Origin of the sequence: Sphingomonas sp. CFBP9019, assembly GCF_034045155.1 — a bacterium.
GTDB classification, from domain to species: Bacteria; Pseudomonadota; Alphaproteobacteria; order Sphingomonadales; family Sphingomonadaceae; genus Sphingomonas; species Sphingomonas aerolata.
Map to the genome: position 1 here is coordinate 577,860 of NZ_JAXCWK010000003.1, position 25,175 is coordinate 603,034.

Annotated in this window: 26 protein-coding genes; 18 read left to right on the top strand and 8 right to left on the bottom strand. The window is 63.5% G+C overall.

Going from position 1 to position 25,175, the window contains the following annotated elements:
- Positions 1-125: 125 nt before the first annotated feature.
- Positions 126-1,106 (bottom strand): NAD(P)H-quinone oxidoreductase, encoded by a 981-nt coding sequence (locus SOM18_RS10735; protein WP_031394981.1) that lies wholly within the window; start codon positions 1,104-1,106, stop codon positions 126-128.
- Between the two features lie 118 nt (positions 1,107-1,224).
- Here SOM18_RS10735 and SOM18_RS10740 point away from each other — a divergent pair, with 118 nt between their 5' ends.
- The 14 genes from SOM18_RS10740 to SOM18_RS10805 all read left to right on the top strand — a co-directional run bounded on the left by SOM18_RS10740 (position 1,225) and on the right by SOM18_RS10805 (position 15,413).
- Positions 1,225-1,419: a DUF1192 domain-containing protein gene (locus SOM18_RS10740; RefSeq protein ID WP_031394982.1), complete on the top strand. Its 195-nt coding sequence runs from the start codon at positions 1,225-1,227 to the stop codon at positions 1,417-1,419.
- Between the two features lie 143 nt (positions 1,420-1,562).
- Complete coding sequence (gene clpA, locus SOM18_RS10745) at positions 1,563-3,881, top strand: ATP-dependent Clp protease ATP-binding subunit ClpA (RefSeq protein WP_031394983.1); 2,319 nt, start codon at positions 1,563-1,565, stop codon at positions 3,879-3,881.
- A gap of 139 nt (positions 3,882-4,020) precedes the next feature.
- On the top strand, positions 4,021-5,679 hold the full coding sequence (locus SOM18_RS10750) for a diguanylate cyclase (RefSeq protein ID WP_320481633.1): 1,659 nt from the start codon (positions 4,021-4,023) through the stop codon (positions 5,677-5,679).
- Positions 5,680-5,754: 75 nt separating this feature from the next.
- Positions 5,755-5,952 carry a hypothetical protein gene (locus tag SOM18_RS10755; protein WP_031439975.1) on the top strand — a complete coding sequence of 66 codons (198 nt, stop codon included), beginning with the start codon at positions 5,755-5,757 and terminating at the stop codon, positions 5,950-5,952.
- 96 nt (positions 5,953-6,048) lie between these two features.
- Complete coding sequence (locus SOM18_RS10760; protein WP_031394986.1) at positions 6,049-6,288, top strand: exodeoxyribonuclease VII small subunit; 240 nt, start codon at positions 6,049-6,051, stop codon at positions 6,286-6,288.
- Positions 6,289-6,295: 7 nt separating this feature from the next.
- Complete coding sequence (locus tag SOM18_RS10765) at positions 6,296-7,195, top strand: polyprenyl synthetase family protein (RefSeq protein ID WP_031439974.1); 900 nt, start codon at positions 6,296-6,298, stop codon at positions 7,193-7,195.
- 21 nt (positions 7,196-7,216) lie between these two features.
- Positions 7,217-7,738, top strand: a complete 522-nt coding sequence (gene coaD, locus SOM18_RS10770; protein ID WP_031439973.1) for a pantetheine-phosphate adenylyltransferase — start codon at positions 7,217-7,219, stop codon at positions 7,736-7,738.
- A gap of 116 nt (positions 7,739-7,854) precedes the next feature.
- Positions 7,855-8,577, top strand: coding sequence for a peptidylprolyl isomerase (locus tag SOM18_RS10775; protein ID WP_031439972.1), 723 nt, complete (start codon positions 7,855-7,857; stop codon positions 8,575-8,577).
- 7 nt (positions 8,578-8,584) lie between these two features.
- The gene (queA, locus tag SOM18_RS10780) at positions 8,585-9,640 is read left to right on the top strand and encodes a tRNA preQ1(34) S-adenosylmethionine ribosyltransferase-isomerase QueA (protein WP_031439971.1); all 1,056 of its coding nucleotides are present in this window, start codon (positions 8,585-8,587) and stop codon (positions 9,638-9,640) included.
- Between the two features lie 7 nt (positions 9,641-9,647).
- Entirely contained in the window at positions 9,648-10,091 is a 444-nt protein-coding gene (locus SOM18_RS10785) for a calcium-binding protein (RefSeq protein ID WP_031439970.1), read from the top strand.
- Positions 10,091-11,236, top strand: a complete 1,146-nt coding sequence (tgt, locus tag SOM18_RS10790) for a tRNA guanosine(34) transglycosylase Tgt (protein WP_031439969.1) — start codon at positions 10,091-10,093, stop codon at positions 11,234-11,236. Before SOM18_RS10785 ends, tgt begins: the two co-directional genes overlap by 1 nt.
- 9 nt (positions 11,237-11,245) lie before the next feature.
- Positions 11,246-11,461 carry a hypothetical protein gene (locus SOM18_RS10795; protein WP_197975095.1) on the top strand — a complete coding sequence of 72 codons (216 nt, stop codon included), beginning with the start codon at positions 11,246-11,248 and terminating at the stop codon, positions 11,459-11,461.
- An 8-nt stretch (positions 11,462-11,469) separates the two neighbouring features.
- A complete protein-coding gene (locus SOM18_RS10800) occupies positions 11,470-14,307 on the top strand; it encodes a M16 family metallopeptidase (RefSeq protein WP_031439968.1) in 2,838 nt (945 codons plus the stop codon).
- A gap of 443 nt (positions 14,308-14,750) precedes the next feature.
- Complete coding sequence (locus SOM18_RS10805) at positions 14,751-15,413, top strand: cell wall hydrolase (RefSeq protein ID WP_414712111.1); 663 nt, start codon at positions 14,751-14,753, stop codon at positions 15,411-15,413.
- A gap of 76 nt (positions 15,414-15,489) precedes the next feature.
- Here the strand turns inward: SOM18_RS10805 and SOM18_RS10810 are convergent, their stop codons facing one another.
- The 6 genes from SOM18_RS10810 to SOM18_RS10835 form a co-directional block, all read right to left on the bottom strand.
- Complete coding sequence (locus SOM18_RS10810) at positions 15,490-15,714, bottom strand: hypothetical protein (RefSeq protein ID WP_031439967.1); 225 nt, start codon at positions 15,712-15,714, stop codon at positions 15,490-15,492.
- A gap of 103 nt (positions 15,715-15,817) precedes the next feature.
- On the bottom strand, positions 15,818-16,030 hold the full coding sequence (locus tag SOM18_RS10815) for a cold-shock protein (protein WP_031394996.1): 213 nt from the start codon (positions 16,028-16,030) through the stop codon (positions 15,818-15,820).
- A 249-nt stretch (positions 16,031-16,279) separates the two neighbouring features.
- Positions 16,280-16,693 carry a glycine zipper 2TM domain-containing protein gene (locus SOM18_RS10820; protein ID WP_031394997.1) on the bottom strand — a complete coding sequence of 138 codons (414 nt, stop codon included), beginning with the start codon at positions 16,691-16,693 and terminating at the stop codon, positions 16,280-16,282.
- A gap of 74 nt (positions 16,694-16,767) precedes the next feature.
- The gene (locus SOM18_RS10825; RefSeq protein WP_192069798.1) at positions 16,768-17,211 is read right to left on the bottom strand and encodes a DUF3597 domain-containing protein; all 444 of its coding nucleotides are present in this window, start codon (positions 17,209-17,211) and stop codon (positions 16,768-16,770) included.
- 25 nt (positions 17,212-17,236) lie between these two features.
- On the bottom strand, positions 17,237-17,521 hold the full coding sequence (locus SOM18_RS10830) for a hypothetical protein (RefSeq protein WP_156360224.1): 285 nt from the start codon (positions 17,519-17,521) through the stop codon (positions 17,237-17,239).
- A 27-nt stretch (positions 17,522-17,548) separates the two neighbouring features.
- Positions 17,549-19,192, bottom strand: coding sequence for a hypothetical protein (locus SOM18_RS10835; RefSeq protein ID WP_320481634.1), 1,644 nt, complete (start codon positions 19,190-19,192; stop codon positions 17,549-17,551).
- 197 nt (positions 19,193-19,389) lie between these two features.
- On the opposite strand from SOM18_RS10835, the gene SOM18_RS10840 reads away from it, so the two are divergent.
- From SOM18_RS10840 to SOM18_RS10850, 3 genes are read left to right on the top strand one after another with little or no spacing between them, the layout of a single operon-like run.
- On the top strand, positions 19,390-20,304 hold the full coding sequence (locus tag SOM18_RS10840; RefSeq protein ID WP_081874225.1) for a restriction endonuclease: 915 nt from the start codon (positions 19,390-19,392) through the stop codon (positions 20,302-20,304).
- A complete protein-coding gene (locus tag SOM18_RS10845; RefSeq protein ID WP_320481635.1) occupies positions 20,301-21,056 on the top strand; it encodes a HAMP domain-containing sensor histidine kinase in 756 nt (251 codons plus the stop codon). Before SOM18_RS10840 ends, SOM18_RS10845 begins: the two co-directional genes overlap by 4 nt.
- Positions 21,053-21,496 (top strand): response regulator, encoded by a 444-nt coding sequence (locus SOM18_RS10850; RefSeq protein WP_152555435.1) that lies wholly within the window; start codon positions 21,053-21,055, stop codon positions 21,494-21,496. The genes SOM18_RS10845 and SOM18_RS10850 overlap by 4 nt, the downstream gene beginning before the upstream one ends.
- 129 nt (positions 21,497-21,625) lie before the next feature.
- Here the strand turns inward: SOM18_RS10850 and uvrA are convergent, their stop codons facing one another.
- Positions 21,626-24,526 carry an excinuclease ABC subunit UvrA gene (gene uvrA, locus SOM18_RS10855; RefSeq protein WP_320481636.1) on the bottom strand — a complete coding sequence of 967 codons (2,901 nt, stop codon included), beginning with the start codon at positions 24,524-24,526 and terminating at the stop codon, positions 21,626-21,628.
- A 152-nt stretch (positions 24,527-24,678) separates the two neighbouring features.
- Between uvrA and SOM18_RS10860 the strand changes: the two genes are divergently transcribed.
- Entirely contained in the window at positions 24,679-25,170 is a 492-nt protein-coding gene (locus SOM18_RS10860) for a hypothetical protein (protein ID WP_320481637.1), read from the top strand.
- Positions 25,171-25,175: the final 5 nt, after the last annotated feature.

A 25,175-nucleotide genomic window follows, 5' to 3' on the forward strand; every position in this document is an offset into this window, starting at 1 on the left:
TGTCTAGCGGCGCAATATGACATGGCAGTCGCAGTCCGGTGACTATTCTAAGTCATCGGACGACGCACAGCCTCCGTCACGAATACAGAGGCGGCTCGGGGACAGCCTGGTCAGGCATGTCCGCGTCACGTCATGGACAGCACGATCTTCCCGACGTGATCGCCCGCCTCCATCCGCGCATGCGCCGCCGGGGCGTCGGCAAAGGCAAAGACGCGATCGATCACTGGCTTGAGCTTGCCGGCCTCGACATGCGGCCAGACCGTCCGTGCCAGTTCATCGGCCACGAGCGACTTGAACGCGGTATCACGCGGGCGCAGCGTCGATCCCGTCAAGGTCAGACGACGGCGCATGATCTCGAACAGCGGCACTGTCGCATTCGCCCCACCCTGAACCGCGATCGATACGTGCCGCCCGTCTTCGGCCAGACATTGCAGATTACGCGCGACATAGTCGCCACCCACCATATCGAGTACGGCCGCAACACCCTTGCCGCCGGTGATCTGCTTGACCCGTTCGACGAAGTCCTCGGTCTTGTAGTCGATCGCGTGCGTCGCGCCGAGGCTGAGCGCGGCTTGGCATTTCGCCTTCGAGCCCGCGGTGACGATGATGTCGATCCCGAAGATGGCACACAAGCCGATCGCCATCGTGCCGATCCCGCTCGTGCCGCCATGGACGAGTACCGTATCGCCTTCGGTCGCATAGGCACGCTCGAACAGGTTGGTCCACACCGTGAACAACGTCTCGGGCATCGCCGCGGCTTCGACCATCGTCAGCGCTTCGGGCACGGAGAGGCACTGGCCGAACGGCGCAACCGCATATTCGGCATAGGCACCGCCCGTGATCAACGCACAGACCCGCTGCCCGATCTGTTCCTCGCCGACCCCGTCGCCGACCGCGACGATCGTCCCGGCAATCTCCATGCCCAAGATCGACGGGGCACCGGGCGGCGGCGGATATTTACCCTGCCGTTGCATCACCTCGGGACGATTGACGCCCGCCGCCGCAACCTTGACGAGGACCTCGCCGGCTCCGGGATGCGGCACGGCGCGCTCCACAAGGACGAGCACTTCAGGGCCTCCCGGGGCTTCGGGATCGATTGCCTTCATGACGTCAGGGACGATGTAACGCGGAGTCACGGTTTTTGCAGTCATGTGATCGAGACGCCCCATTGGATTCCCGTGCCTTATTGACATCACTCCGGTGCGGGTCAACGTTACAGGCGCAATGGATCCGGATGACGCCCCCTCTCGTCCCGACGATTTCCTCGATGCGCTCGTGCGTCAGGACATCGACTCGCTCTCGGTCGCCGAGCTCGATGCGCGGATCACCGTGCTGCAAGGCGAGATTGCGCGCTGCCAGTTGAAAAAAGATCGAGCGATCAGCCACCGCGCCAGCGCCGACGACCTATTTAGACGGTGATGTCCTCGACCTCGTCTCGGCGGTCCGCATTTGGACGGTGCAGGAACGCAGGCCGGCGGGGTCAAGTGCTTGATGCGATCGATTACCGTTCCGACATAGTGCCAAAGGGCCTGCGTCTGCGTGGCCCGACAGGAGTAATGTAAATGCCGTCATTTGCACCCGCCCTCGAGACCACCCTGCACAAGGCACTCGAGGCTGCATCGTCCCGACGCCACGAATATGCGACGCTCGAGCATCTCTTGCTGGCGTTGATCGACGACGAGCACGGATCGAAGGTCATGGGCGCCTGCAACGTCGATCTGGGCGAACTGAAAACCACGGTCGCGCATTATCTCGACACCGAGCTCGATGCGCTCAAGGTCGATGCCGCGACCGATCCTTCGCCGACGAGCGGCTTCCAGCGCGTCGTCCAGCGCGCCATCCTTCATGTCCAGTCTTCGGGCCGCGACGAAGTGACGGGTGCCAATGTGCTCGTTGCCTTGTTTAGCGAGCGGGAAAGCTATGCCGTCTATTTCCTGCAACAGCAGGACATGAGCCGCCTCGATGCGGTCAGCTTCATCAGCCACGGCGTCGGCAAGGGCGGACAGCAGCCGACCGAAGCTTCGACGCCCAAGGGTGCCGACGACGAGAAGCCGACCAAGGGACAGGAGAAGGGCAAGACGGAAAGCGCGCTCAAACAATTCACGGTCGACCTGAATGAGAAAGCCAAGAACGGGAAGGTCGATCCCCTGATTGGGCGCGGGCCGGAGGTGGATCGCACGATCCAGATCCTGTGCCGCCGGTCGAAGAACAACCCGCTTTATGTCGGCGATCCCGGCGTCGGAAAAACCGCGATTGCGGAAGGCCTCGCGCGCAAGATCGTCGAGGGCGAGGTCCCCGACGTGCTCAAGCCGGCGGTAATCTATTCGCTCGACATGGGCGCATTGCTGGCAGGCACCCGGTATCGTGGTGATTTCGAGGAACGCCTGAAGGCAGTCGTCAACGAGTTGGAGAAGATGCCGGACGCGGTGTTGTTCATCGACGAGATCCACACAGTCATCGGTGCAGGCGCGACGAGCGGCGGTGCGATGGATGCGTCAAATCTGCTCAAGCCGGCGCTCTCGGGCGGCACGATCCGCTGCATCGGCTCAACGACGTACAAGGAATTCCGCAATCATTTCGAGAAGGATCGCGCCCTACTGCGGCGCTTCCAGAAGATTGATGTGAACGAGCCGACGATCGAGGACACGATCAAGATTCTGGCGGGCCTGCGCTCGGCGTTCGAGGATCACCACAACGTCAAATACACCCCCGACGCGATCAAGTCGGCGGTGGAGCTCAGCGCGCGCTACATCAACGACCGCAAACTGCCCGACAAGGCGATCGACGTGATCGACGAGGTGGGTGCGATGCAGATGCTGGTGCCGCCGAACAAGCGCAAGAAGACGATCACCCCCAAGGAGATCGAACAGGTCATCGCGACCATGGCGCGCATCCCGCCGAAATCGGTTTCGACCGACGACAAGCTCGCGCTCGCCACGCTCGAAACAGATCTAAAGCGCGTGGTGTTCGGGCAGAATGCGGCGATCGAGAAGCTCAGTTCGGCGATCAAGCTGGCGCGAGCGGGTCTACGCGAGCCAGAGAAGCCGATCGGCAACTATCTGTTCACCGGCCCCACCGGCGTCGGCAAGACGGAGGTGGCCAAGCAGCTGTCTTCGATCCTGGGCATCCCGCTCCAGCGGTTCGACATGTCCGAATATATGGAGCGGCACTCGGTCAGCCGTCTGATCGGTGCGCCCCCGGGCTATGTCGGGTTCGATCAGGGTGGTCTGCTGACCGATGCGGTCGACCAAAATCCGCATTGCGTGCTGCTGCTCGACGAGATCGAGAAGGCGCATCCAGACCTGTTCAACATCCTGTTGCAGGTAATGGACAACGGGCGCCTTACCGACCAGCACGGCAAGTCGGTCGATTTCCGCAACGTCATCCTGATCATGACGACCAATGCGGGGGCCAGCGACATGGCGCGCGAGACGGTGGGCTTCGGTAACCTTACGCGTGAAGGCGAGGACGAACAGGCGGTGCAGAAGATGTTCACGCCGGAGTTCCGCAATCGCCTCGATGCGATCGTGCCGTTCGGCTATCTGCCGACGACTGTGGTCGCCCGGGTCGTGGACAAGTTCATTCTTCAGCTCGAGCTTCAGCTGGCGGACCGCGGCGTCCATATCCAGCTCGATGACGAGTCGAAGGCGTGGCTCACCGAGAAGGGCTATGACAAGCTCTACGGAGCGCGTCCGATGGGCCGTTTGATCCAGGAAAAGATCAAGCAGCCACTTGCCGAGGAGCTGCTGTTCGGGAAACTGGTCCATGGCGGCGAGGTGACGGTGAAGATGAAGGATGGTGCGCTATCGTTCGCGATTGAAAGTGCAGCGCCGAAAAAGCCCAAGAAGAAGGGGAAGGCTGAACCCGTCTCTGCGAAGTAGCAGCGAGACGGCGTCAAGCCGTGTTTATAAGACCCGGCGGCAGCGCTTGCCGCCGGGTTTTTTTGTGCCATAGCCAGCCACGTTTACCGTTCTTTGCCGAACGCGCTTTACGAGGCATGTCATGGGGATACGGGCATATATGCGGTGGGTCATGGTCTTGCTGCTGTGGACGCTCAGCCTGGTGACTGCACCGCCCGCCGCCGCGACCGCCTTCCCTCTGGCGACCTGTCTCGTCCGCGCAGCACCCGGCATGACGGCGCCGTCCCTGTTCAAGACGCCGGAACGATTCGACTGCACCACCCCACAGCGCCGATTCGGCCCGGGTGATTTCTGGGTCCTGTCACAGCCGCTTCCCGCCGCTCAGCTACGCGGCACCAGCGTGCGTATCGGCAGTATCTGGATGACGCGCATCACGCTCTATGTCCGCTATGCCGATGGTGCGATTCGCCATGTCGGCGTCACGCCAAAAACCGCCCATGAGATCCTGAACCTCGGCGCCGTCCTCTCGCAACCGCTGCCGCGCCATGACGCGCCACCGGTACGTCTCCTGTGGCATGTCGAAGGCGCCACGAACCTTCGCGGCGTCATCCTGCAGCCGGCACTGGCGGATCATGGCGAGGCGGCGACGACCGAGATCGTGCGCGGCGCACTTTACGGCGCGTTTGCCGGCATGGCGATCGCGCTGATCGTCTACAATCTGGCGCTCTGGGGAGCGCTTCGCCAGTCCTTCCAGCCAATTTACTGCCTGCTCGTCCTGTGCCTTCTGGCCTATGTATCGACGTCATCAGGTGCTGCGGGCCAAGTCTTTACGGGCCTCGACAATAACGACCGCCAGCGGCTCAACATACTGTTCCTGGCCGCATCCGCCAGCACAGCACTCCTTTTCGCCCGCAGCTTTTTCGAACGCGCCGTGTTTTCGGGTTGGGTACGGCCGCTCAGCAGTGCGGTGATGGTCGGGCTGGTCGGCATGGCGGGGCTCTGGGTTATGCTCGCCCCCCGCGCGATCCATGTCCTCGATACCGGCATGTCGATCGCATATCTGGGGTTCATCGGGGTTGTGGCGATCATCCTGTGGCGCGCGTGGCGCGTCCGCAGCAATTATCTGTGGTTGTTTGCGCTTGCGTGGGGTGCACCGATCGTCATGTCCGGGCTTCGCATCGCCAGCAGCTTCGGGATGGTCGAGCCGAGCCTGCTGGTCGACAATTCGACGGTCATCGCGATGGCGATCGAGGCGCTTCTGTCGAGCACGGCGATTGCCTATCGCATCCTGTTGCTGAGCCGCGAACGCGACGCTGCGCGGGAACAGGAGATCGCGGCGCGCCTGCTCGCCGATACTGACCCGCTGACCGGCCTGCTTAATCGTCGCGCCTTCCTGGCACGCGCGATTGGCCGCCCCGGCGAGCAGACGCTGCTGATCGCCGACATCGACCATTTCAAGCGGGTCAACGAGACGATCGGTCATGATGGCGGCGACGAGGTGTTGCGGGCCTTCGCCCGTGCGCTCCGCAGCGCACTGCCAACCGATACGCTCATCGCGCGAATTGGTGGCGAGGAGTTTGCTATCCTCGTCGATGCCTCGACATCGGTTTCGCCCTGCGCAATCCGCGACCGTGTCCGCGGCCAGTCGATGCCGTACGATATCACCGTCACCGCCAGCATCGGTACATGCACCGGCCCCCTGTTGCACGACGCCGACTGGAAGACGCTCTACCGCGACGCCGACCGCGCCTTGTTCGAGGCCAAAGCGGCGGGGCGCGATCGATCGCGAAGCGCGGTCAGCCTCGTCTCGGCCGCCTGAATGCGGTGCCTGGTGCCGCGGCTTGTCAAAGCGGATTGACGACGTCAGGATGCAGCTTCCGCCGGGGGAATGACGATGCGTAATCGTAAGGCTGGCCTCGCTGTCGCAGCGCTGGTGCTGACGCTCGCAGTAATGCCGCGACCGACGGCGGATATCCGCCTCATCACGCATGACCCGTCCGACCCCGCGCCGCACAGGATGCAGGCTGCCGTCGACCTGGGGCTGATCGGCATATCGGTGCTTTACACCTGGACCGTCGACCGGTTGCGCTAGAATTCGCGGCAAACTCGGCGCGTGCCGGTCACGGCATAGCCTCCGCCGTCGACGCGTCCTTGACCCCCGTCGCGCGCCTGCTCCATAGCAGCACGCATGGAAACGCCGACCGAAGACCTCTCATTCGAAGAGGCATTGAAAGAGCTGGAGACGATCGTGGGGCAGCTCGAGCGTGGCGATACGCCGCTGCAGCAGGCGATCGAGCTTTACGAACGCGGCAACAAGCTGCGCCAGCGTTGTGCCGATCGGCTCGACGCTGCGCAGGCGCGGATCGAAGCGATCCGGCTCGATGCCGAGGGTAAGCCGGCTGGGGTTCGCCCCTTTGCGGCAGGTTGAGCCGCGCATGACGACCTTGCCGCAATCGCTGGCAGAAGCGCTCGCGGAGGTTTCCGCAGAGATCGACGCGCAGTTCGACGTCCTTCTGGCGATCCCCAAAGATCCGCGTGCGGACCTGTATCGCGCGATGCGTCATGCCGCGATCGGCGGCGGCAAGCGGCTACGCCCGTTGCTCGTTTTCGCGACCGCCAGTCTGTTTGGGGTCGACCGTGCTTGTGCGGCGCGGGTGGCCACGGCCATCGAGGCGATCCATGTCTATTCGCTGATCCATGACGATCTCCCGGCCATGGACGACGACGACATGCGTCGTGGCAAGCCGACCGTCCACAAGATGTTCAGCGAAGCATGCGCGATCCTCGCAGGTGACTGCCTTCACGCGCTGGCGTTCGAGATCCTCGCCGACCCGTCAACGCACCCCGATCCGTTCGTGCGCGCCGATCTGGTGCTCGACCTTGCCAAGGCGTCCGGCCCGACTGGCATGGCCGGCGGCCAGATGATGGATCTCGAGGCGGAGAATGCCCGGTTTGATCTCAACACTGTCACCCGGCTTCAGCAGATGAAGACCGGTGCGCTGATTTTGGCGTCCGTCGAAGCAGGCGCCATTCTTGGCAGGATTGCGCCCGAGGGCCGGGTTGGCCTGCGCGGCTATGCGCACGACCTGGGACTTGCCTTTCAAATTGCTGACGATCTGCTCGATGCCGAAGGCGATGAGACGGCGGCGGGCAAACGTCTCCGCAAGGATGCCGGTGCGGGCAAGGAGACATTCCTGTCGCTGCTCGGCGCGGAGCGCGCGCGTGAACAGGCCCGCATGCTTGTCGAGCAGGCGATCGCGCATCTGCACAGCTATGGCCGCGAGGCCGATCTGCTCCGCGAGATCGCACGCTTCGTGCTTGATCGCGACCGCTGACCTCTTCCGGAGACACCGACCATGACGGCAAGCCAAGAGACCGTAAGGGTCGGTGTTTACCCGGGTACGTTCGACCCGATCACGCTAGGCCATATGGACATCATCCGGCGTGGCGCGAAGCTCGTCGACCGGCTGGTCGTCGGCGTCACGACGAACGCCTCCAAATCGCCGATGTTCACGATCGAGGAACGCATGGCGATGGTGAGGCGTGAGGTAGACGGCGTGGCCGGCGAGATCCACGTGGTCGCGTTCGACTCATTGTTGATGGATTTTGCCGAGCGCGAAGGGGCAAAGGTCATCGTCCGCGGTCTGCGTGCCGTCGCCGACTTCGAATATGAATATCAGATGGCGGGGATGAACCAGCAGATCAATCCGCGGGTCGAGACGGTGTTCCTGATGGCGGATGTCGCGCTGCAGCCGATTGCGAGCAAGCTGGTCAAGGAAATCGCGCTCTTCGGCGGGGACATAGCCAAATTCGTGCCGCCTGCCGTCAGTGAAGAGGTCATTGCCCGCGTCAATCAGATCGGCCGCAAGGGAAGTTGACGCGCGCGGGACGCCAGTCGGCAGACGATGTTCAGTTTGGCGCAAGCACGGATTTGTTCTAAGCGGCGGGCTTCAAGGTCGGCCCCGGCCTCATGGCCAATGCGAGTAGGGATTTGATGCGCTTTTTCGCCGGTATGTTTGCGATCCTCGGGTGCCTCGTCGCGGCGCCTGCGTCCGCCCAGATCATCGATCCCGCCGTTGCCGGACGCGCTACCCCGCCGTTGACGACGGACACGCAGAACCTGCTGCTGCTTGACCTGTCGACGGGGGGCCGGGTCACGATCTGGCTTCGTCCCGACGTCGCCCCTTTGATGGTCGAGCGCATCAAAACCCTGACCCGGCAGCATTTCTACGACGGCCTGGCGTTTCACCGGGTGATCGACGGGTTCATGGCACAGGGCGGCGATCCAAAGGGTGACGGTACCGGTGGCTCACCCCTGCCCGACGTGAAGGCCGAGTTCAATTATCTGCCGCACGTTCGCGGCGCGGTGTCCGCGGCGCGTTCGGAAAAGGAAGACAGCGCGAACAGCCAGTTCTTCATCGTCTTTCAGCCGCGCCTCAGCCTCGACAAGAAATATACCGTGTTCGGCCGGGTGATCGACGGCATGCAATATGTCGACGCCATTGAGCGCGGCGAGCCGCCGGCAAACCCCTCGCGTATCCTGCACGCCTATATCGCTGCGGACAGCCCACCGGCCTATGTCGCCGCGCCCGTTACCCCGCCACCGGCACTGGGCGTGCCTGTAACCCTGCCGGGGACCGGCAGCAGCAAGTCGAGGCCAGCACCGGCGGTCGTTGCAAAGCCCAAGCTTGCCAAGAAGGCCCCCGCGAAGAAGTGAGAATCCGTTGAACGTCGACCTTTTCGACTTCGACCTGCCGACCGACCGTATCGCACTCCGGCCCGAAACGCCGCGCGATGCCGCACGGCTGTTGGTCTTAGACGGGGATGCAACACGCGACCTGCGCGTCACGGATCTGGCTGGACAGCTGCGTCGCGGCGACCTGCTGGTGTTCAACGACACGCGGGTCATTCCGGCGCAGCTCGAAGGGCGTCGTGCTGGGATCGAGCAGGACGGGCAGCTCTCGTCCGGGGCGAAGATCGGGGCGACGCTGCACAAGCGCGAGGGGCCGCGGCGCTGGCGCGCCTTCATTCGAAATGCGCGCCGTCTGCGCGATGGGGATCCGATCGATTTTGGCAACGGCGTCGTCGCCCGGGCGGTCGACCGGGCAGAAGACGGCAGCTACGCGCTCGAATTCGCAGGCGACGAACCGATCGAACTGCTGCTCGATCGCGCGGGGCGAATGCCCTTGCCTCCCTATATCGCGGCGAAGCGCCCGACGGACGCGCGCGACGCCGAGGATTACCAGACAATGTTCGCCGCCGAGCCCGGCGCGGTCGCGGCGCCGACCGCGGCGCTGCACTTCACCCCATCGGTGATGGCGGCGCTCGAGGCTGCGGGCATCGGGAAGGCAACGCTGACGCTGCACGTCGGTGCGGGCACGTTCCTGCCGATGAAGGTGGACGATACCGACGATCACCAGATGCATGCCGAATGGGGCCGGATCGATGCCACCACGGCGGACCAGCTGAATGCGGTGCGCGCCGCCGGCGGCCGGGTGATCGCGGTCGGCACGACATCGCTGCGACTGATCGAGAGCGCGACCGGTGACGACGGCATCATCCGCCCGTTTGAGGGCGACACGGCGATCTTCATCACGCCGGGCTACCGCTTCAAGGGGATCGATGGCCTGATGACCAATTTCCACCTTCCGCGATCGACGTTGTTCATGCTGGTATCGGCGCTGATGGGACGCGAGCGGATGCAGGCCGGCTATGCGCATGCAATTGCGGCCAAGTATCGCTTCTACAGCTATGGCGATGCCAGCCTGCTGCTGCCATGACCGGCCCATGTTGATCCCGTTGATCCTGGCTTTGCAGGTCGTGCCTTCCGCTGGGGTCGCGCAACCGCCCGCAACGATCTTTGCCGAACCGGCCGCAATGCTGGTCGCCGCCTGCGATGGGGATCGCGACGCGCGCGTGACCAGGCCCGAACTCGACACTTGCCTCGCGCGGAGCTTTGCGGGCGCCGAGGGCAGCACGACGGGCAAGATCGGCTATATCGCCTATGCCGACTGGTCGCTGAAATGGCTTGGCGATCGCAACGCCCTGCCCAGTCCCTTCGAAGTCGATCGCGACGGCGATAACGCGATCACCCTTGCCGAGCTTCAGGCCCGATTTGCGCAGTTCTTTCTCCGCTTCGACCGCAACCGGGACGGTGTGCTCGTGCGCGAGGAGCTGCTCACGATCAGAAGCTTCGCCCCCAACGCCCCACCGCGCGGCAAGCGCCGTTAATGGATCATCCCGTGTCCCTTCGTTTCGACTTCACCATTTCTGCCACCGATGGCGCAGCACGCACGGGCCAGATCGCGATGCAGCGCGGCGTGATCCGTACCCCCGCCTTCATGCCGGTCGGCACCGCCGCGACGGTCAAGGCGATGAAGCCCGACGACGTGGCGGCCGCGGGGGCCGACATCATCCTCGGCAACACCTATCATCTCATGCTGCGTCCCGGAGCGGAACGTGTCGCGCGACTGGGCGGGCTTCACGGCTTCATGGGCTGGTCGAAGCCGATCCTGACCGACTCGGGTGGGTATCAGGTGATGAGCCTCGCGGATCTTACCAAGCGGTCCGAGGAAGGGGTGTCGTTCAAATCGCATCTCGATGGCACCCGCCACCTGCTCAGCCCCGAACGGTCGATCGAGATCCAACGATTATTGGGGTCGAACATCGTCATGGCGTTCGACGAGCTTGTCCCGACGACCTCGACGCGTGAAGTTCAGGCCGCGGCCATGGAACGATCGATGCGCTGGGCGAAGCGATCGCGCGACGCCTTCGATGCAGGCGGTGCCCATGCGGAGAACAACGCGATCTTCGGAATCCAGCAAGGCGCGCTGAATGAGTCGTTCCGCAAATCGTCGGCGGACGCGCTGATCGATATCGGCTTCGATGGCTATGCGGTCGGCGGATTGGCGGTCGGCGAAGGACAGGAGGCGATGTTCGGATGCCTGGATTTCGCCCCCGGACAATTGCCCGCCGACAAACCCCGCTATCTGATGGGCGTCGGCAAGCCTGACGATATCGTGGGCGCTGTCGAGCGCGGAATCGACATGTTCGATTGCGTCATGCCGACCCGGTCAGGGCGAACCGGCCAGGCGTTCACGCGCAAGGGGCCGATCAACATCCGCAACGCCCGGTTTGCCGAGGACCAGTCGCCGCTGGCGGCCGACTGTGCCTGCCCGGTCTGCGCCACCTGGAGCCGGGCCTATCTGCATCATCTCGTCCGCGCGGGCGAGATGCTGGGCGCGATGTTGATGACCGAACACAATATCTGGTTCTACGAAACGCTGATGGCAGATCTGCGCGCTGCGATCGCCGCCGGTACATTGACGAAGTTCGCAAATGATTTCCGAGCGGAGTATGGTCGGAAATCGAGTTAGGAGAGTGACGTGACCGACCCCATCACAACGGCTGCCGACGACGATACCCCCAACGAAATCCTCGCCGCAGCCAAGGAAGCAAAGCTTCACGCCGAAGCCGCAGCAAAGGCGACCGTCGAGAAGGCGAAGACCTGGCCGCTTGCAAAGATCGGGCTTGGCGTCGGCATAGGATCTGCCGCCATCGCCGGCGCGGTGCTTTTTAACCGCTCGCGTACCCAGAAGTAAGGACACAGATGCGCCTCCTCCGCTACGCCTTGCTGCTTGGTGCAGCCTGTTGTCCTGCAGCGGTGGTGGCGCAGTCCGCCCCCCCCAAATCTACATCGAACGTGTCGGTAAAACCGCTCGCCTTCACCGAACGCGTGCTGGCCAACGGTTTGCGTGTCTACGCCATCCGGGACACGGCGACACCCAACGTTTCGGTCCAGGTCTGGTATGACGTCGGGTCCAAGGACGATCCCAAGGGCCGGTCCGGCTTTGCCCATATGTTTGAACATCTGATGTTCAAATCGACCCGCAATCTGGTGTCTGAACAGATGGACCGGCTGACCGAAGATGTTGGCGGGTATAACAATGCCTCGACCAACGACGACTATACGAATTATTACGAGGTGGTTCCGGCCAATCACCTGCAGCGTCTGCTGTTTGCAGAGGCCGACCGGATGGCGAGCCTTGTGGTCGAACCTAAAAGCTTCGCGTCTGAACGCGACGTCGTGAAGGAGGAGCTTCGCCAGAGCACCCTTGCCCGGCCCTATGGCAAGCTGTTCTCGCTCTATTATCCCGCGCTTGCCTATGCACGACATCCCTATGCACGTGGTACGATCGGCAGCCTGGAAAATCTCGAAGCCGCCGGCATCGACGACGTCCGCGCCTTTCATGCAACCTATTACCGACCCGACAATGCGGTTCTGGTCGTCTCGGGCAACTTCGAGCCGGCACAGCTCGATCGCTGGATCGACACCTACTTCGCCCCCATCAAGAAGCCGAGCGGGGAAATTCCTCGGGTAACGGTCGCCGAGCCGGCCCGTACCCAAGCCGTGACGCGTACCGTCTACGAGCCCAACACGCCGCTCCCCGCGGTGCTGATCAGCTATCATATCCCGGCGGACCGCGCTGCCGACATCCCTGCGCTCAGTCTCCTGAAAGCGATATTGTCGGAGGGCGAAAGCTCGCGGCTCTACGAAAGCGTCGTCTACCGCGACCAACTTGCGCAGTCCGCCGACGCCATGATCGACAGCAAGCAGTCGACCGGCAATCTGGTCGTCTACGCCATCATGGCCGGGGGCAAGAGCGTCGACGCGGGTGAAGCCGCGCTCAAGCGAGAAATCGCACGGCTGCGCGATGCCCCCGTCACGCCTGCCGAACTGGCCGAGGCGAAGAACGAAATTCTGACAGCGTCGATCATCGCCCGGGAAACCGCCGAAGGAAAGGCGAGCACCCTTGCGTCATCGGTGATCGTGGATGGTGATCCGCGCGCCGCAGACCGCCAGCTCGCGGCCATTGCGCAGGTCACGGCCGCAGATATCCAGCGCGTCGCACGGACCTATCTGGCTGACGCGCAATCCGCGACGATCCGGTATCTTCCGCTCGATGCCAAGCCGGCCGCGACGCGGGTCGCGACGATCGATGTGGCTCCCAGCGTCCACGTCGCCGATCTTAAGGCGCCCGCCAACGTCGAGATCGTTACCCCCGCCGCCGAAGGACAGCGCGTCCTTGCCCCCGCCCCCGGTACACCGATTTCGCCGACCCTGCCCCAGCCGATCTCGACGCAGCTCGCCAATGGCATGCGGCTTATCACCGTAGAGCGGCACGATCTGCCGATCGTCACCGCCTATCTCGTTACCGGTGGCGGCGCGGCAACCGATCCTGCCAATCAAGCAGGCGTCAGCAGCTTGGCGGCCGAGTTGCTGACCAAAGGCACGCGCACGCGAACGGCCACGCAGATAGCACGGGAGATCGAAGGCCTTGGCGGATCGATCGGCAGCGATGCAGGCAGCGACGGTGCCTCCGTCGACGTCACGGTGAAGGCTGATCAGCTTGCCCCCGCGCTGTCGATCCTCGCCGACGTGGCGATGCACCCTGCATTCGCGCCCGACGAAATCGAACGGGCACGGACGCAGCAGGTCGACGCAGTATCACTCGCGCTCAAGAATCCGGCGCAGCTGGCCGCACTGGTCGCCGATCGGGCGGTTCTAGGCACGTCTGCCTATGGCGCGCCGGTCGGCGGAACGCCGATCTCGTTGAAGGCGATCACCCGGGCCGACATCACCGCGGCCTATGCGCGCAGCTTCAGCCCCGATCAGGCTACGCTCATCATGGTCGGCGACGTCACCGCGGCGCAGGCGAAGACGCTGGCCGACGCCCAATTCGGCCCTTGGAAGAAGACCGGCGCGGCGACGACACCCGGCATGCCGATCGATTACCCGGCGCCTCGCGTGATCGTCGTCGACATGCCCGATGCGGGCCAGGCTGGCGTCGTCGTCGCCCGGCCGGCGATCGCGCGCACCGACCCCCGCTATTATTCGCTGGCGGTAGCGAACACCGTACTTGGCGGAGGCTTTTCTTCACGGCTGAACCAGGAAATCCGGATCAAGCGCGGTCTGGCCTATGGCGCCGGCAGCACGCTGGACGCGGGGAAGACACAGGGAACGATTGCCGCGCGGACACAGACCAAGAACCCTACCGCAACGGAAGTGGTCTCGCTGATCGCAACTGAACTGGCGGGCATGGGCAAGGCGCCCGTATCCCCGGGTGAACTGGAAACGCGCAAGGCGGTACTTGTTGGGAATTTCGGGCGCGGGATCGAGACGACGTCCGGCGTTGCGGGAATTTTGGGATCTTATGTCCAGAACGGCGTCAGCGTCGATGAACTGCAGCAGTTTACGGCAAAGGTTGGCGCAGTTGATTCCGCGTCGGTCCAAACCGCAGCCGCGGCGCTGCTCGATCCCAAAAAGGCCAGTATTGTGGTTGTCGGCGATGCCAGGCAGTTCGCCCCCTCGCTCCGTCAAGCCTACCCGCAGACCGAGCTGATCCCCGAGGCTGCGTTAAAGCTCGATACCGCCGCACTTAAATGACTCTCGTCGGGACACACGCGGGCATTCGGTAGCGGAACGATAGGGTTTCCTGCAATATGGCTGGCCGTCTTTGATGACGGTGGCGCAAGGATAGCGGGATTTTGAACACGACGCGCTGGGCCTCCCGGTCATCGAGACGGCGATGGTTGCCGGTGGCCATATCCGGCGTGATCGCGTCGACCGCGCTGTTTGCGCACGCAGCGTTCCGTGACGCGCCAAGGGATGCCGGGACACCTTTGCGTGGCGGCAATGGCGAGGGGCGCCATAGCAATGCTCTTGAGAGCATTCCCAGGGACTTTGGGGCTCCCGTCCCCGGAGTGACGGGAACGACCGCCCTCCCCAAGGTGCCCAGATCCGTTAATGTTCCTACGAGGGATACCGGCGTCATGTCAGGACGTCCCTTTTCGATGACGGGGACGAGTGCCGCGGACAGGGCGCGGGCGTTGTTCTGCCTGACGATGGCAATCTATTACGAGGCCGCGTCCGAGCCTGATGCCGGGCAACGCGCGGTCGCGCAGGTCATTCTCAATCGTGTCCGCCATCCCGCCTTCCCGGCAAGCGTCTGCGGCGTGGTCTATCAGGGGCCGCATTCGGGCGGGGCACCGACTGCATGTCAGTTTAGCTTTGCCTGTGACGGTGCCACCGCGCACGCGCCGGCCAGGTTTGCCTGGGTCCGGGCTGAGCGGAATGCGGCGATGGCTTTGGCGGGCTATGTCTACACTCCGGTCGGACTGGCAACGCATTATCATACCTATGCCGTCACGCCGCCCTGGAGCCGTAGTCTGGTGATGACGGCGGTCGTCGGTGCACATTTCTTCCACCGGTGGCGAGACTATTGGGGCACCGTTGCTGCCTTTAACCAGCACTATCTCGGTCACGAGCCCGTGCCAGGCGGGGCCACCGGGGCGGCATTTGCAGTACTCTCGACCACAGCGCTGCCTGATAGCGCGGGTGGCACCAGAGGCGATTCAGGTCCGGCTGACACCATGTCGGCGACGGTTCCAACAAGTGCGGTCGCTCGTGCGTCGACGCCAATCGAAGCGGATCGATTACCGCCCGCGCCGGAAATCCTCGACAAATGGAAGGATACAGGTGGAGTGCGCTGACGGTGCGGCGTGTAGCCACGCTCAAACGCTAAATATGGAAACGGCCGCCGATGGCGGCGGCCGTTCTAAGCCGATCTTATTCGGCGGGGATCATCGGGGTATTTGCCATGCGCTCGCCACCGGGAGGGGCAGCTTCGCGGGCGGCGCGCAACGTCTGCGTGCGCTCGGCACGGTTGGCCATGTCATCCCAGGCCTTTTCGGCACGGCGGCAGCGGTCGCGGACATTGTCGAGCGAGGCGGCATCGCCGTTGCGACGCTCTTCTTCAGCGCGGGCCCGGTAGAATTCTGGATTATCGGCCATGCTGCTGCGCTCCTGAGGAACTAGAGGAAGTAGGCGCGGCGGCCATAAGAGCCGCCGCGCCGCGACCGAAATCAGTCATCGGCGGACAAGTCCGCCGACAGCCTCAGTCGGCCGGCTGGAGGTTCACAGCCGACTGCTTGCCGCGCTTGTCGGGCTCGAGCTCGTAGGTGACGCGCTGGTTCTGGTTCAGCGTCGGCATGCCGGCGCGCTCAACCGCGGTGATGTGCACAAATGCGTCGTTGCCACCGCCATCGGGAGCGATGAAGCCATAGCCCTTGTCGGCGTTGAAGAACTTTACGGTGCCAGTGATAGCCATGCGATGGCTCCTTCTTTGTTATGGGGCAATCCGAGGTTCGGACCGCCCGATGCCGCGGAGCAGGGAAAGAAGGAGAAAGGTGCCGCAAAGCGCCAAGAACCGTCGATATGCGACTGTAGCAAATCTCCATATGGGCCAGACGACCCGAAATTGCAAATCTGGCGGTGTTTTTAGACGACCATTACCATCAGAAAGTCCTCCCGCAGCACCAAGACCGGCGGCGTAACATATCGCCGCCGGCCCCGGTCATTAGCGGCAGCGTGCCGGGGTGTTGCCGCGATCGACCGCGCGTCCGGCGAGCGCGCCGCCGGCGGCGCCGAGCACGGTGCCGAGAAGTCCCGAACCGCCGGGCGCGATCACGTTGCCGAGCACGCCGCCGGCCACGCCGCCGACGATCAGACCGGTCGTCCCGTCGTTGCGGCGGCAATAATAGCGGCCGTCATTGCCGCGATAGATGCGGTCGTTGTTCGACAGGCGGCGTTCGCGGTAGCGGCGGTCGTCGCGGTAGTAGCGGCCGGCGTCGTAGCTGCCATAGGCGGGGTCGGGCCGGTTATAGTCATAGGACCGATAGCGCGGGTCGACGCCGTAGCGGTCGCCGCCACCGCCGACGCAGCCGGCGATCAGGGTGGAGGCGGCCATAAGGCCCAGCGTCATAGCGCGCATTTCGTGTCCTTTCAGGGGTTTGTCGGTATCACCTCAATGCTCGGCGCCGGCCTTGGTTGCCGGCGCCGGCGCACTCAGTCCTGCAGACCCGCGGGAACGGTGCCGCCATTCTTGGCCAGTTCGCGCATCACGGCCTTGTGCAGCCAGATGTTCATTTCCGCGCTGCCGTCCTTGGCACCGGTATAGCCGAGCTCGGTGGCCAGTTCCTTGCGGTTGTCGAGGCTGGAGTCGAGGTCGAGCAGCTTCATCAGGTCGACGATCGAGCTGCGCCAGTTGAGGTCCGAATTCTTGCGCGACGCCATGCCCGAGAGCACCGCCTCGACATCGACCGGCTGGGTGGCGGCGGGGGCGGTCTGCGGAGTGGGCGCTGCCGGCGCCGCGGGGGCGGGCTTCGGGGCGATGGCGGCGGGGGCCGGCGCGGGTGCCGGGGCGGCGGGCTTGGGGGTGCCGAAATGGCCGCTGCCGAGCGGGCCCTTTTCGCCGAAGATGGCGGATTTGATCTTGCTGAAAATGCTCATGAAACTCTCCGTGGAAAAACTGAAATCAGGTGACCGGCAGCGTCGCGGGACGCAGCGAGTCATATTCCGCCTTGGTCGGGACCGCGGTGGGATCGGGGCGGAAGGCCTCCGGCGCGCGGTCGGCGGGGCCGGGATGCGGGCGGGCGGGGGCGAGATCGGGGGCGGCATGCTCGGCCGGATTGGCGGGCGCGCGGCGTAGCCAGGCCGCGAGCAGCGCGCCGCCCAGGCCGAGCGCGGCGACCCCCGCGGCGATCGCAGTGCGACCGAAGGTCTTGGGCTTGCGGTGCGGGTGACGCACGGGGGTTGGCATGACGAATGTCCTGGTTGTTGCGCAGCCTCAACGGCTTGCGTGCAACCCTGTTCCCGGATCGAGGCCGGGTTCGGCACCGGAACCGTCGCCGGGATCCGCCGACGCGGCGAGCTGAACCGTCAGGGCGGCGATCCGCGTCGTGACGCGCGCGAACCAGCGGTCGCGATCCTGCCGCTCCGACGCCGCGAGCGACGCGCGCGACAGATCCTGCGCCGCGTCCATCAGTTCCGCCTCGGCGGGCGTGAGCGCACGGGCATAGTCGTCGTCGCCATAGTCGCCGACCACCGCACCCGCGAACCCCGCAGGCGGCGGGAAGCGGGTGCGCCATGCGCCGGTCGCCGCGCAGCGCCAGACGGGCGGGTCGAAACCGGGCAGCGCGCCCCCGACGTCCCCCGCCTCCGCATAGTCATCGTCCTCGTCATAATCGTCGTCGTCCTCTTCCTCCGCGGCCGAATGTTGCGAATGTTGAGACGATGAAGCGGTTTCGTCGTCCCCGGCGGGAGGGGGCGCGGGGGGCGGCGGGGCGAGCGCGACCATCCCGGCGGCCTCGGCGCGCGCCCATTGCTCGCCGCTCCAGCCGGCGCGCGCGGCGGGATCGAGATCGGCGATATCGACCTCGGCCGCGGTCGCGACGCCGGTGCGGACGAGCCGGTCGGCGGCGGCGAGCGCGTAGATCGGCCCGAGATCATGCGCATCGCCGCCCGCGGCATCATCGGCGCCCCCTGCCCCGGCCCATGCCCCGGCCCCGGCCCCGCCCGTCCGCCGCGCGAGGAACAGCCCCGCGCGCGCCGCGCCCTGATCGCGCCCGACGAGATCGAGATAGGCGTCGAATTCCTGCGCGACGAGCCGCGCGGCCTTGGCATCGGCATCGGGCGCGCTCTCCGCCTGGCGATCGAGCCGGGCGAGCAGCGCGAGGCCGAGCCGGTTGTCATATTTGTGCCGGGTGATGACCGTCTCGCCGCGGACGATCGTGTCGACCGTTCCCTCGAGCGCGCGGACGAGCAGCGTCTCGGCGATCGAATCGCGCGCGACGAGCGCGGCGGCGCGCCAGCCGAGCGCGAACACCGCGCCCTTGGCGGTGCGGCGGAACGCATAGGCCGAGGTGGCGGACAGGCCGACGCGGCGCGCGGCGACATCGACCCCGTGCCCCTCGGCGAGCGCCTCGAGAAAGCGGCGCTGATTGGCGGCGGACCAGCCGTCCTGGCGGCGCGAGCCGCAGGCGGCGCCCGGTGGCATGAGGTCGAGAGCGTCGCGCGCGGGCTGGTGCGGGTCGGGGGCGTCGCCGGGCGTGTCCGGGTCGCCGGGTGCGCGGAGCGGCGCCGCGGCGGCGGGCGTGTCGAGGGGGGCGTCGTCGTCGTCCTCCGCGCCGCCGGTGACGAAGGTGGTGGGCGGCGAGGCCGTCACGGCCGTGTAGCGATCGTCCGTGCGGGGATAGCTCGCGGGGGCGCCGTCTCCGGACACGATCGCGCGGGGGACCGCCAGACCGGCGCCCGGGACGGCGGGGCCGGGCTGCACGCGCAGCCGCGCAGGCGTGCCGCCCCATCTGGGGGTGTCGGCGGTCGAGGTGATCCGCGGCTTTATGGGCTCGGGCGCGTAGAGCGCGGCATAGTCGGTGCCGGGGACCGTCGCGAAGACCGGTGCGCGGGGCGGCGTGTCGGAACGTTTGTTCACGTTTTGATCCTATCCCGAGGGGAGAGGACCGATCAGATATGCTGAAACGGGGGTAGTAGGACAGCCCCCCGGGGCGGTCATTCCGTACCTTTAGGAAGGAGTTTCGTGCAATTCGGCGGTCGGGCGGCGGTGACCACGCTGCTGATATGAGAATGCTACGCGGTTGATCCCGTGCGCTGGTCTGCTAGCATCTTTACATGACACTCAGGACGCTAATTGAACTTTCCCCGGCAGAGTTTGAGAACTTAGCCTATGACCTAATGCAGGTATCTGGATTTTCGTCGATGGTGTGGCGAACTCCTGGTGCAGATGGAGGTCGAGATATAGAGGCTTCCTACACACTCACAGATGCCAGTGGTGCCGAGACTAATCAACGGTGGTACGCTGAGTGCAAGCGCTACTCGTCGTCGATTGACTGGCCAACCGTCTTTCAAAAGCTTGCTTATGCAAACAACCATAAAGCTGATTATCTTCTGATGATCAGCACATCTAACCCATCCCCCGTGTGTGAGACAGAAATTTCTAGATGGAATTCTGATAATCACTTGCAGATCCGATTTTGGAGAGGATACCAGCTAGCATCGCGTTTGAGAACTCACGTCAACGTGGCTACACGATATGGACTTAGCGAGTCCCCCAGTGCGGCAGTTAGTCTTCAGTCGATAAGTCTTCATGGGTTAAAGTTTTCACAAGCAGCGGAGGCGAGTTATATAGCGCAACATCCAGCGGAAACTGCGCTTCATGCCGCATCGGCGATCGCCAATCTAGTCTTCCAACGAACGCAAGATATTGAACGCTATCAGAGGGCGGCATTCATTTTAACTCCCTGGCATTCAATACCGGATTGGGTAGTTCCTCGAAGCAAGATACTGATGCCGTTTGATGCAGCAGGCATTGAGGCATACATAGGAACTTTGCGACATGTAACTGCCGCCGCCGCGCTTTCGCTATCGGAATATGATGGTTGGGTACATGTAGACGCTCAGAACTCCAGATTACCAATTTCTGGTAGCGCTGCTTCGACCTTGACCGAAATTGCCCTTTGGTCGGAAATCGAACAGGTTATAACGTCTCCATCATCAGTGATGATTAGGTCAAGGGATCCACAATGAGTAGAGAAACCTCACAAGATCTCGAAGAGTCATCGTTGGATCTTGTTCTTCTTTCAAACTTTGTTCATCAGATTGTTAACCCGCTTAATGGCGTAGCAGGAACATTAGACAACATTGTTGAGAACAAGATTAAAGACGAAAAAAGAAAGGATCAGCGCCTACGGGCAGCTCGAGCACAGCTTGAACAATGCATTTCCCTAATCAGAAATTTGGCATATTTTGCTCAAGGTTTTCAAAGACTAACATCCTATGAACAAAGAGATATTCTTGTTCCTGAACAGATAATCCGATCTGCTATGTTTTTTCAAGAAGATGCCGAGCTAAAGGGTATAAGAATATCCTTGGAAGAGAGATTTATTGCAAACAGGGTTCGAGGCCATCTTGAGCTATTAAATCAGGTTTATATCAACATATTTGATAATTGCGTAAAGTATAGTCAAGTTAATACCACTGTAAACGTTAATCAATGGATACAAAGAGATTCGGGAAATCTACTTGTATCCATTAAAAGTACTATGAAAAGGCCCTTAAATCGAGCCGAACTACCAAGAATATTTGAGTTGGGATACAGGGGTATCAATGCGCGACAAGTGGTTGCCTCGGGCACGGGCATTGGGATGTACATTTGCAAAAAGATTGTTGAAGAGGTCCACGGCGGAAAGCTGGAGGTTCAACTCATAGGTGACGAACGTATTGAGTTCCTTATTAGACTTCCAAACGCATTTCCTGAATCACAAAGGATGAGGCCATGACCGACGAAGATACAAGTCTGACGGCACTTATTATCGACGACGAGCCACACAACATTCTTTGGCTTTCCGACTACCTTGAAGATGGTGGATTTACCGTCACGATGAAGACAGACGTAAATCAAGGTGTAGATGAGCTACAAAATAACTCTCATCGGATAAGCATTATCGATCTAAATATACCCGTTTTTCCACCGCTGTCAGCAGACGTCGCATCAAAGGGGGATTTATACAGTAAGTATCCGGGGCTCTACGCTGCCTGGAGGGCTCGTAATTCGGGATATAGAAATAGACAAGTCGTTGTCTATACAGTTCATCGGGACCCAGAAATTGCTGCCGAGGCCGAAAGGCTGCGGTGCACATATATTATGAAAGGTCGCCCGAAAATGCTTAAAGAGGAAATAGAGTCAATTTTATCTTATGATCCAACAAAGAAGTCCTAAACGGCAAAGCGAACGAAGAAGTACCTGCTGCCGGCCTAGTCATGACGCTGAATAGCCCCCGCCTCCACGTGGCGGTACTCTTCGCACTCGTGCGGTCTGCCACACTCTGGCTGTATTAGAAGCTTCGCTTTACCTAGCGGGTTCGATCACCTTCTTCTCCAGCAACGGCGCCAGATACTTGCCCGTGAAGCTGCCCTTGGCCTTGGCAACCTTTTCCGGCGTGCCTTCGGCGACGATCTCGCCGCCCTTGACGCCTCCCTCCGGCCCCAGGTCGAGGACCCAGTCGGCGGTCTTGATGACGTCGAGATTATGCTCGATCACGACGACGGTGTTGCCCTGCTCGACGAGCGCGTGGAGGACTTCGAGGAGTTTGCGGACGTCCTCGAAATGCAGGCCGGTGGTGGGCTCGTCGAGGATGTAGAGCGTGTTGCCGGTCGCGCGGCGCGAGAGTTCCTTGGCGAGCTTGACGCGCTGCGCCTCGCCGCCCGAGAGCGTCGTCGCCTGCTGGCCGACCTTGACGTAGCCGAGACCGACCTCGACCAGCATCGCCATCTTGTCGCGGATCGGGGGGACCGCCTTGAAGAACTCGGCGGCGTCCTCGACGGTCATGTCGAGCACGTCGGCGATGCTGTGGCCCTTGAACTTCACCTCGAGCGTCTCGCGATTGTAGCGCGCGCCGTGGCAGACATCGCACTGCACATAGACGTCGGGGAGGAAGTGCATCTCGATCTTGAGCACGCCGTCGCCCTGGCACGCCTCGCAGCGGCCGCCCTTGACGTTGAAGCTGAACCGGCCGGGCTTGTAGCCGCGCGCCTGGGCTTCGGGGAGGCCCGCGAACCAGTCGCGGATCTGCGTGAAGCTGCCGGTATAGGTGGCGGGGTTGCTGCGCGGGGTGCGGCCGATCGGCGACTGATCGATGTCGATGACCTTGTCGAGATATTGCAGGCCGGTGATCTTGTCGTGCTTGCCCTGGACGATGCGCGCGCCGTTGAGCTCGCGCGCGGCGGCGGCGTAGAGCGTGTCGATCGTGAAGCTCGACTTGCCCGACCCCGAGACGCCGGTGACGCAGGTGAAGGTGCCGAGCGGGATGCTCGCGGTGACGCCCGTCAGGTTGTTCGCGGTGGCGTTGTGGACGGTGAGCTTCTTGCCGTTGCCCTTGCGCCGCGTGGCGGGCACCGGCACTTCGCGTGTGCCGTTGAGATAGTCGGCGGTGATGCTGCCCTTCGACTTCAGGATCTGTTTCAGCGTGCCCTGCGCGACGACCTGGCCGCCGCGGACGCCCGCGCCGGGGCCCATGTCGATGATGTAATCGGCGGTGCGGATCGCGTCCTCGTCATGCTCGACGACGAGCACGGTGTTGCCGAGATCGCGCAGACGGCGCAGCGTCTTGAGGAGCATGTCGTTGTCGCGCTGGTGCAGGCCGATGCTGGGCTCGTCGAGGACGTAGAGCACGCCCGACAGCCCGCTGCCGATCTGCGACGCGAGGCGGATGCGCTGGCTCTCGCCGCCGCTCAGGGTTCCCGAGGTGCGGTCGAGGTTGAGATAGTCGAGGCCGACATTGTTGAGGAAGCCGAGGCGCTCGACGATTTCTTTCAGGATGCGCTCGGCGATCGCGTTCTGCTGGTCGCCCAAGTGCTGCGGCATGTCGGTGAAGAACTGGAGCGCATCGACGACCGAGAGGTGCGTCGCGTAGCTGATGTCCTCCATCGCGATCTTGACCGCGAGCGCCTCGGGTTTCAGGCGCGCGCCGGCGCAGACCTCGCACGGGGCGGCAGACTGGTATTTGTTCAGCTCCTCGCGCATCCACGCGCTCTCGGTCTGGAGCAGGCGGCGGTTGAGGTTGCCGATGACACCCTCGAACGGCTTGGAGACGTCGTATTTCTTCTTGCCGTCGATGAAGGTGAGCGTGACGGGCTTGCCCTTCGAGCCGTGCAGGATGACGCGCTGGACCTCCTCGGGGAGCTCGCCCCAGGGGGTCTCGATGTCGAACTTGTATTCGCGCGCGAGGCTGCCGAGGACCTGCATGTAATAGGGCGAGGGCGGGTTGGATTTCGCCCAGGGGACGACCGCGCCCTTCTTGATGCTGAGCATGTGGTTGGGGACGACGAGGTCCTCGTCGAACAGCAGCTTCTCGCCGAGGCCGTCACAGGCCGGGCACGCGCCTTGCGGGGCATTGAACGAGAAGAGGCGCGGCTCGATCTCGGAGATGGTGAAGCCGCTGACCGGGCAGGCGAACTTCTCGCTGAAGACGATGCGGCCGTCGGGGGCGTTGCTGCCGAGGATTTCGGACTTGGGCGTGTGCGGCTCGACCGGGTCGGCGGGGTCGACATAGGCGAGGCCCTCGGCGAGCTTCAGCGCGGTTTCGAACGATTCCGCGAGGCGCGTGGCGATCTCGCCGCCGACGACGAGGCGGTCGACGACGACCTCGATGTCGTGCTTGTACTTCTTGTCGAGCGCGGGCGCCTCGTCGATGTCGTGGATCGTGCCGTCGATGCGGACGCGGGTGAAGCCCGCCTTCTGCCACTCGGCGAGTTCCTTGCGATACTCGCCCTTGCGGCCGCGGACGACGGGGGCGAGCAGGTACAGCCGCGTGCCCTCGGGGAGCGCCATGACGCGGTCGACCATCTGGCTGACGGTCTGCGCGGCGATCGGCTCACCGGTCGCGGGCGAGTACGGGATGCCGACGCGCGCCCAGAGGAGGCGCATATAGTCGTAGATCTCGGTGACGGTCGCGACGGTCGAGCGCGGGTTGCGGCTCGTCGTCTTCTGCTCGATCGAGATCGCGGGGCTGAGCCCTTCAATATGGTCGACATCGGGCTTCTGCATCAGTTCGAGGAACTGGCGGGCATAGGCGGACAGGCTCTCGACGTAGCGGCGCTGACCCTCGGCATAGATGGTGTCGAACGCGAGGCTCGACTTGCCCGAGCCGGACAGCCCGGTGATCACCGTCAGCGTGTCGCGGGGGATGTCGATGTCGACGTCCTTGAGATTGTGTTCACGCGCGCCGCGTACGGAAATCTTGGTCAGCATAGGAAAGTCTGTTCCACATTTGTTCGGACGCGACAAGCCCGGGAGGGCGCCGGGCGGGTGCTCGCAAAGATGGGTAACGCCGAACCATTGTCCAAGGTGCCGACGATAGTTACATAGTGTATTGTTAGTACAATACAGTGCTGGAGACCGAGATGGGCAAGAAGAAGGAGCGTCGCGAACGCGAGGCGCGCGAGCGCGAGGCCGAGACGGGCGCGACGAAAGGCGAGGGTTTCGAGGCGCGCTGTTCCGCCAAGGCGGGCAAGCATGGCGGCGCGGCACCGTTCGCGGGGATCGCGGCGGCGCTGACGCGGCAGATGGGCACGCCCGCGGGACGCCAGGTGATCGCGGCCGGGCTGATGATGGCGGCGATCGCGATCACGGCGAAGGATATGCGCGGTGCGACGCCGCCACCTGCATCGCCCGAGCCGCCTAAGCCGCCCAAGCCGCCCGAATCCTCGGCCGAGGCTTCGCCGGAGGCTCCGGGCGCGTCGACGGCGGGCAGCGGGCCGTTCGCGGGCGAGACGCCGGAACCGCCCAAGAGCGACGCTGCTGCGCTGCCGCCCGAATTCGCGAAGGTGATCGACTCGTTCGCATCAGGCCTGGAACGCTTCGCGGCGAACTTCGCCAAGCCGCCAAAGGGCTGACTTCC